Source organism: Poseidonibacter sp., assembly GCF_041821165.1.
Taxonomy (GTDB): domain Bacteria; phylum Campylobacterota; class Campylobacteria; order Campylobacterales; family Arcobacteraceae; genus Poseidonibacter.
The window spans coordinates 1-5,365 of sequence record NZ_JBGUES010000061.1; the positions used below are offsets into that span (position 1 = coordinate 1).

5 protein-coding genes and 1 pseudogene are annotated in these 5,365 nt (G+C 22.9%); 2 read left to right on the forward strand and 4 right to left on the reverse strand.

Annotated elements, in window-relative coordinates:
* A pseudogene (locus tag ACERKK_RS06500) lies at positions 1-213 on the forward strand (MerR family transcriptional regulator); the annotation flags it as partial.
* 23 nt (positions 214-236) lie between these two features.
* Here ACERKK_RS06500 and ACERKK_RS06505 read toward each other — a convergent pair.
* The 4 genes from ACERKK_RS06505 to ACERKK_RS06520 are packed head-to-tail and all read right to left on the reverse strand — an operon-like array spanning position 237 to position 4,623.
* A complete protein-coding gene (locus tag ACERKK_RS06505; RefSeq protein WP_373772277.1) occupies positions 237-914 on the reverse strand; it encodes a small multi-drug export protein in 678 nt (225 codons plus the stop codon).
* Positions 911-2,020 (reverse strand): response regulator, encoded by a 1,110-nt coding sequence (locus tag ACERKK_RS06510; RefSeq protein WP_373772278.1) that lies wholly within the window; start codon positions 2,018-2,020, stop codon positions 911-913. The genes ACERKK_RS06505 and ACERKK_RS06510 overlap by 4 nt, the downstream gene beginning before the upstream one ends.
* Positions 2,021-2,022: 2 nt before the next feature.
* The gene (locus tag ACERKK_RS06515) at positions 2,023-3,837 is read right to left on the reverse strand and encodes a sensor histidine kinase (protein ID WP_373772279.1); all 1,815 of its coding nucleotides are present in this window, start codon (positions 3,835-3,837) and stop codon (positions 2,023-2,025) included.
* A 3-nt stretch (positions 3,838-3,840) separates the two neighbouring features.
* Positions 3,841-4,623, reverse strand: a complete 783-nt coding sequence (locus tag ACERKK_RS06520; protein WP_373772280.1) for a phosphate/phosphite/phosphonate ABC transporter substrate-binding protein — start codon at positions 4,621-4,623, stop codon at positions 3,841-3,843.
* 134 nt (positions 4,624-4,757) lie between these two features.
* Between ACERKK_RS06520 and ACERKK_RS06525 the strand changes: the two genes are divergently transcribed.
* Positions 4,758-5,365, forward strand: a 608-nt coding sequence (locus ACERKK_RS06525) for a hypothetical protein (protein ID WP_373772281.1), incomplete at its 3' end; no start/stop codon positions are given.

Sequence of the window (5,365 nt, forward strand, 5' to 3'; positions counted from 1 at the left end):
GATAGAAAATTGCTTCCTTTAAAAACTGAAATTAAAAAGTTATATTCAATAAATGATATAAGAGTTATTTCTTTTGTTCATTATCTGTCAAGTATAAAAAAGATAAATACAAATGGAATCAAGTATATTATTGACATATTAGATAATAATATGGATGAAAAAAATAGAGAAGAGTTTCTTGATTTTGTTGAAGATAAAATGGAAAAGTTATAATAAATAGATATGAAGAAACAACTTTATGTAAATATCTTTTTAACTTTTTCATAAATAAAGTCTTTAAATCTAAAGATTAATAAAGCAAGTAGTAAAATAAAAAGTACAATCCACACAAAATGAGAATCAAATATAAGTAAAGTATTTATAATTTCTTGTAAAAAAATACCCCAAAGTGCTATTGCAATAGTTGTGGATATAAAAACTATAAAGATTATAGAGTAATGTTTTATACCAATTAAAAAACCAATAATAGCACCTACAATTGGTCCTGTCATCCAAAATGGAATAAATACAAAAATAAAAAGTCCAAATTTTCCATATTTATCAAATTTTTTTTGATGTTTTTGTTTTTGTTCTTGAACCTCTTTAAAAAAAGCTTCTAATACTTTTATTTTTACAATACCTTTAAAACTTGATACAAATAAAGAATAAATAGTAGTTACTAAAATCATTTCAGTAATAATATTTACACCAATTACTATAAAATGTGATAATTGAGCAGCATAACCAAAAGAAAGAGCAGGGACTCGTCCTACTAAAATATTAGAAAAAACAATGCCAGTAATTTTATTTGCAAAATTTACATCAATAATATAGCAAATGATAATAAAAACTGTTAATAAAAAAGTCAAAATCAATGATAATAGTAAGATATTACCTTCTTGACCTCTAAATAGTTTTTCTAATAATTGTTTCATTTAAAAGGTAATTCTATAATAAATTTTGTATTATTTTGTGTTGTTTGTACTTTTAAGTTTCCATTAAAACTTGATTTTACAACTAACTGAACCATATAAAGACCTGTTCCTGTACCAAACTCTTTTGTAGTAAAATAGGGGTCAAATATTTGGTTTATATATTCTTCTTTTATTCCACCTGCATTATCTTGAATTATTATAATGATATTTTTATCTTTTATTTCACTTTGAATTAAAATTTCTCTATTATCAATATTATTTTCAATAAATGCTTCTTTTGCATTTGTAATAAGGTTTACAAATACTTGCTCTAACTCTGTTTGTACACCATAAAGTTGTTCATCATTTATATTTATTATAATATTTATATTTTTATCAATTAGTTGTTTATCTAAAAGCTGAGTAGTTTTTTTTATTGCATCTTTTAAATAAAAATCATATTTTTCTTTATTTGGATTAAAAAAGTTTATAAAGCCATTAATAGTCTCATTCATAAATGAAATTTGTTCTTTTGTATTTTTATGGAAATCTTCAATAAACTCATCATTTATTTCATCATAACGGTATGAATCTTTTACATCTAAACAGTACAAAGATATGTTATTTAGAGGTTGTTTTAACTGATGTGCAATAACTCCAATCATTTCACCCATTGTTGCCATTCTTGATTGATGTATTAGTAGTTCATCTTTTTTTATTAACTCCAGTTGTCTATTTTTTTTATCTTCATATAAATCAATATATACTTTTAATTTTGAAGTTAATAAAACATCATCAATAGGTTTTGAAATATATTCAACAGCGCCTAAATTATATCCACGTTTTTGATAATCTTCTTTATCATAAATACCCGTAATAAATATAATAGGAATATTTTTTGTTTTATTTATTGATTTTAAATATTGAGCAAATTCAAAACCATCAATATCAGGCATTTGAATATCACTTAAAATAAGATCAATTTCATTTTTCATTAATATTTCCATACCTTCATTTGCACTTAGTGCTGTAAAAATATTAATATCAAAACTATGTTCTATTATAAGCTCTAAAGAGTGTATATTTTCTTTTACATCATCTACTAATAAAACAGAAAAGTTATTCATTTTTAAACCTTTAACTCATTTATTTTTGCAAGAAATTCATCTTTATCTAGTGGTTTTTTATATATAAAAGAAGCTTTTTCTTTAAGTGTTTTAGAAATTTTATCTTCATATATTAAAGCATAGTTTATAGAATTTTTTTCTATAAAATCACTAAGTACACTAAGTTCATTTTCTGTTTGTTTTGAAATATCAATAATAACTAAAAAGTATTTTTTACTCTTAGAATAAGAGATAAGTTCATCTAAGTTATTTGCTTGTTGTATATCAAAGTGTTTTTTTAATTCAATTGTTAAAACAAAAAAAGATAAAGGGTCATTATTTAGTATTAAAATATCACTATTTTTATTTAGTTCTTTTTTCTTCTTTTCTTCTATAATAATTTTATCTTTATTTTTTGGAAGTTTTATACTAAAAGTACTACCTTTATCAACTTCACTACTTACAGAAATCTCACCATTAAGTAAATACAATAACTCTTTACAAATAGCCAAGCCAAGTCCTGAACCACCATATTTTCTAGTAGTTGAACTATCTGCTTGTTTAAACCTATCAAAAATATGCTCTAGTTTATTTTCACTAATTCCAATACCTGTATCTTTGATTATGATATTTATATAATCATCTTCATTTTTAACTATAAAAGATATAGAACCCTTAGAAACAAACTTTAAAGCATTGCTAAGTAGGTTTTTTATGATTTGTTTAACTCTTTGTTTATCACTATAAATTAATCCAATATCTTTATCATATTCAAAAATAAAATCAATATTTTTTGCTAAAACTTGAGGTTCGAACATCTCTTTTACTGATATAATTAAACTATTAAAATCAATTTGTGAATAATCAAGTGTAATCTCACCAGCTTCTAGTTTTGATAAATCTAAAACATCATTGATTAAATATAATAAATCATTTCCACAACTATTAATAATAGAAAGATTTTTTACTTGTTTTTCATCCAATGTATTATGTTTGTTTTTCATCATAATCGAAGATATTACATTTATAGAATTAAGTGGAGTTTTTAGTTCATGACTCATATTTGCTAAAAAATCATCTTTATATTTATGTGCATCTATTAAATCATTTTTTTGTTTATTTAATTTCATAGCTAAAACTTTTAATTTATCTCTTCTATATTGTATATCAGCTTGCATATTTCGTAAGGATTTTGCAAGTATTCCTATTTCATCAGATTTATTTAAAAAAGGAATTTGGGGATTTTTATTTTCTCCAATATCTTTAGCAACATTTGATAGTTTTGTTAGCATATTTGTTAATCTAACACCAATAAAATATGATAATAATGTTGAAATTAAAATCTCAAGTAAGATTATATATAAGGTGTTTTTTTTATTTTCATTAATAAATCTAAAGTTTTTACTTAAATCAAAAACTATATACATAGAACCTAAATAAAAATCTTCTTCATAGATTTTTACATAACTTACTTTGTATATTTCATCATCGATTGAAAAGTCAAAATTCTTTTTGCTTTTTATTAACTCATCTAACTCTTTATATTTATAAACATATTTGCTTGATAAAATATTATCATTAGGACCTAAAATTACAAGAGAATTTATATAGGGAATTTTTCTTGCATTAATAACTAAATTATCCAAAGTAGCAACATCATAAATACTAATTGGTACTTTTACTAACTGCTCTAATAATGAGATATTTGATTCGATTTTTTGTTTGATTAACTGTTTTGCAGAGTTATTAATAGTAATAAAGTTAAAAGTAACTATTAAAACAATAAAAAATACTTCTAGTAATACAAATGATAAAATAAATCTATATTTAAATGACATGACTTACTTTATACCAATTTTTTTAATACTATCATATTCTGCTGTATTTGTTTTTATAAACTCTTTTATACTTAATAATGTTTTTAATTCATCAGGCATATTTAAAAATGCTTTTTCAAGTTTTTTAATATCTTCTTTTTTAACTCTTTTATTATACGCAATTGGATGGCTTGGATATGGATTTGTTTTATAAACAATATTTATTTTCTCTTTATCAATTGAGTCTTTAAAATTATTAAATGTTCTAATAATTCCACCACCTAAATAACCAACATCTCTTGCAATACCTTTATAGACTGAATCATGAGAGTTTACATATAAAATTTTCCCATGTTTTTGAATATCAAAATTAAACTTTTCTTTTAGTTCAAATTTTGTTAAAAGAGTAGCTGCAAAGGCATTTGGAGCAGGAAATAAAAATGTTTTATTTTTCAAATTATCAAAAGAAAAATCAGCTTTTTTTTCTTTTGAAATAATTATCCCAATAATGTTTTTTTTAGCTCTAATAAAAGCTTCATAATTTTGTTTTTCATTAGCAACAATAAAATGATAAGGATTCATATATGCTATATCATAAGCGCCACTATATAATTCTTTTTCAAATAAAGGAATAGAACTTTTTGTTTTAAAAACTACATTTATTCCTGTTTCATCTTTTAAATAGTTTGTAATTTGTAGCCATTTTTTAGAAAGTTTTAATGCACTTTGTTGTGGAACTACACCTAAAGTTAATTCACTTGCAAAACTATATGAAAGGAAAACAAGTAATATAAATAAAGCTTTCATTATATAAACCCTTATAAATCTTTATTTTCATTATAGGATAAGATTATTAAATACTATTTAAATATTTTTTTATAATTGCAATCTTTTTGCACCCATTATTGTTAATCTTCTTAAAATCAATTGGGAGATTTAAAATGAAAAAGTTATCGTTATTCGTTTTTATAGATGGTTTTGGTTGGCAAGTTTATAATAAACATGGATTTAATCATAAAGCAATAGATACAAGAAAAAAACTAAAAACAACTTTTGGTTTCTCTTCAGGTGCAGATCCATCAATCTTAACAGGAAGATACCCAAATGAACATACTCATTGGTCAAGTTTTTATTATGACCCAAAAAACTCACCTTTTAAGTTTTGTAAATATCTATCTTTTTTACCAAAAAGAATTTTTGATAGATTTAGACCAAGACATTATTTAAGTAGATTAATGAAAGCAATAAATGGTTACACAGGTTATTTTGAAATATATTCTGTTCCTTTTGCTCATTTACCATATTTTGATTACTTAGAAAAACATGACTATTTTGTTCCAAATGGAATCTTAAAAACAGACACAATTTTTGACTGGTGTGTACAAAATGATATTCCCTACCACTGCTCAAACTGGAGAAAAAGTGAAACTTATAATATCAATGCTTTAAAAAAAGAGATTGATAAAAAAGAGATTGAGTTTTCATATCTATATCTTCCAACACTTGATGGTGTAATGCATACATATGGCACAGAACATCAAAATACAAA